Genomic DNA, 2,231 nt, shown 5'->3' with positions numbered 1-2,231 from the left:
CGGCGCGTACCGCTGCGACTGCTCCCCGCCTCCGCCTGGGAGCGGCAGGAGCCGACCTGGCGCGCGGCCCGCCCCGCCCTCATCGCCGAGGCGCTGGAGCGCGCCGTCCGCCGCCCCTCCGGCAACTGGTACGTGCTCGCCTCCTCCCGCGACGTACCCCGCGACCGGCCGGTCGGCCGCACGGTCGCGGGAGTCGAACTCGTCGTCTGGCGGAACCCGGTGGGCGCGCTGCGCGCGGCCCCCGGCGCGTGCCCCCATCTCGGGGCGCCGCTGCGCGAGGCCGCGCTGTGCGACGGGCGGCTCGTGTGCCGCTGGCACGGACTCGCCCTGGACGAGGACGGGTTGGGGGACTGGCGGCTCCTCCCCGCATACGACGACGGCATGCTGGCCTGGGTACGCCTCGACGGCGCGGGCGGCGAGGAGCCCACGCCGCGCCCCGTGCTGCCGTCCCGGCCGAGCGCCGCGCGCACCCTCGACGCCGTGGCCACGCAGACGGGACGGTGCGAACCGGAGGACATCGTGGCCAACCGGCTCGACCCCTGGCACGGCTCCTGGTTCCACCCGTACGCCTTCTCCCGGCTGACGGTCCGCCAGGAACCCGGCCCGGGCAACGGCGACCGCTTCCTCGTCGACGTCGCCTACCGGCTGCCCGCCCGTCTCGGAGTCCCGGTACGCGCCGAGTTCGCGGCTCCGGAGCCGCGCACCGTGGTGATGCGCATCGTCGACGGCGAGGGCAGGTCGTCCGTCGTGGAGACCCACGCGACGCCGCTGACGCCGCCCGGGCATCCGCGTCCCCGCACCGCCGTGATCGAGGCGGTCCTCGCGACGTCCGACCGCGGGGGCTTCGGCGCCGTCCGGCGTGCGGCTCCGCTGCTGCGCCCCCTGATGCGCCGGGCCGCGGCACGGCTGTGGCGTGACGACCTCGCGTACGCGGAACGCCGCTGGGAGCTGCGGAGCCAGGGACGGCTCCCGCAGTGAGGGGACCGAGACGAGAGACCAGGGCGAGGGAGCGAAGTGAGCGGACGGGCGAGAAGGGCGTGTGCGGAGCGGGACGCCGACGTCGTCGTGGTCGGAGCGGGGGCCGCCGGTCTCTCACTGGCCTGGCGCCTCGCGGGCGCACCGCGCACCGCGAACGCCGCACCCGCAGCGGACACCGCCCCCGCAGCGAGCACCGGCGCCGCCCCGCCGTCCGTCGTCCTCGTCGAGCCGCCGCCCGGTCCCGTACGCAGCCCGGACCGTACCTGGTGCTTCTGGGAGGAGGGCCCCGGGGACTTCGACGACCTGGTCACCGCGTCCTGGCGGCGCTTCGCCGTCACCGGCGCCGACGGCCGTACGACGTTCCGGGACCCGGGAGCGCGGACGTACGGAATGACGTACAAGATGCTGCGCTCCACGGACTTCACCCGTGAACTCGGCGCCCGGCTGGACTCGTCGACCGGGGTGCGCCGGGTGAGCGGCACGGTCGGCAGCGTCCGCGACGTCCCCGGGGAGGTCCCCGGCGGCGAGGTCGGCGGAGTGGACGCGCGGGGGCGGCCGTTCCGGCTGACGGGCCGCTGGGTGTTCGACTCGCGTCCGCCGCTGCGGCTGCCGCCCGCCCGCACCACTCTGTTCCAGCACTTCCACGGCTGGTTCGTGCGGACCGGGCGGCCCTGCTTCGACCCGTCCGTCGCGCAGCTCATGGACTTCCGCACCCCGCAGCCGCGCCGGGGCCTGGCCTTCGTCTATCTGCTGCCGCTCGCGGCGGACCGGGCGCTGGTCGAGTACACGGTCTTCTCGTCCGCCCCGCTGCCCACGCGGGCGTACGAGGCGGCGCTGCGCCGCTACGCCGAGGAGACCCGGGCGCTGGCGGGCGGCTTCTCCGTCACCGGCACCGAGCACGGTGTGATCCCGATGACCGACGGCGTCTTCCCGCGCCGTGCCGGTGCCTCGGTCTTCCGTATCGGTGCCGCGGCGGGCGCCGTGCGGCCGTCGACCGGGTACGCCTTCACCGCCATCCAGCGCCAGGCCGCCGCGGCGGCGGCCGACTGCCGTGCGGGGCGTACGCCGCTCCCGCCCCGGGCGCACGCCTGGCGGCACCGCACGATGGACGCCGTACTGCTGCGGGCGCTGGCGGCCGGACGCGTCGACGGCGCCGCGTTCCTCACCGGCCTCTTCCGGCAGCACCCGGCCGACCGGGTGCTGCGCTTCCTCGAAGGGCGTTCGACGCCGGCCGCGGAGTGGGCGATCGGCCT

2 protein-coding genes are annotated in these 2,231 nt (G+C 76.8%); both read left to right on the top strand.

Annotated elements, in window-relative coordinates:
• The first annotated feature begins 12 nt into the window (after positions 1–12).
• On the top strand, positions 13–978 hold the full coding sequence (locus AN218_RS09390) for a Rieske (2Fe-2S) protein (protein ID WP_070016310.1): 966 nt from the start codon (positions 13–15) through the stop codon (positions 976–978).
• A gap of 36 nt (positions 979–1,014) precedes the next feature.
• Positions 1,015–2,231: lycopene cyclase family protein (locus tag AN218_RS09385; protein WP_070016309.1), on the top strand; the 1,217-nt coding region annotated here is incomplete at its 3' end.

It is taken from the genome of Streptomyces nanshensis, from assembly GCF_001751255.1.
GTDB lineage: Bacteria > Actinomycetota > Actinomycetes > Streptomycetales > Streptomycetaceae > Streptomyces > Streptomyces nanshensis_A.
This window is presented reverse-complemented; position numbering and strand designations above follow the sequence as displayed.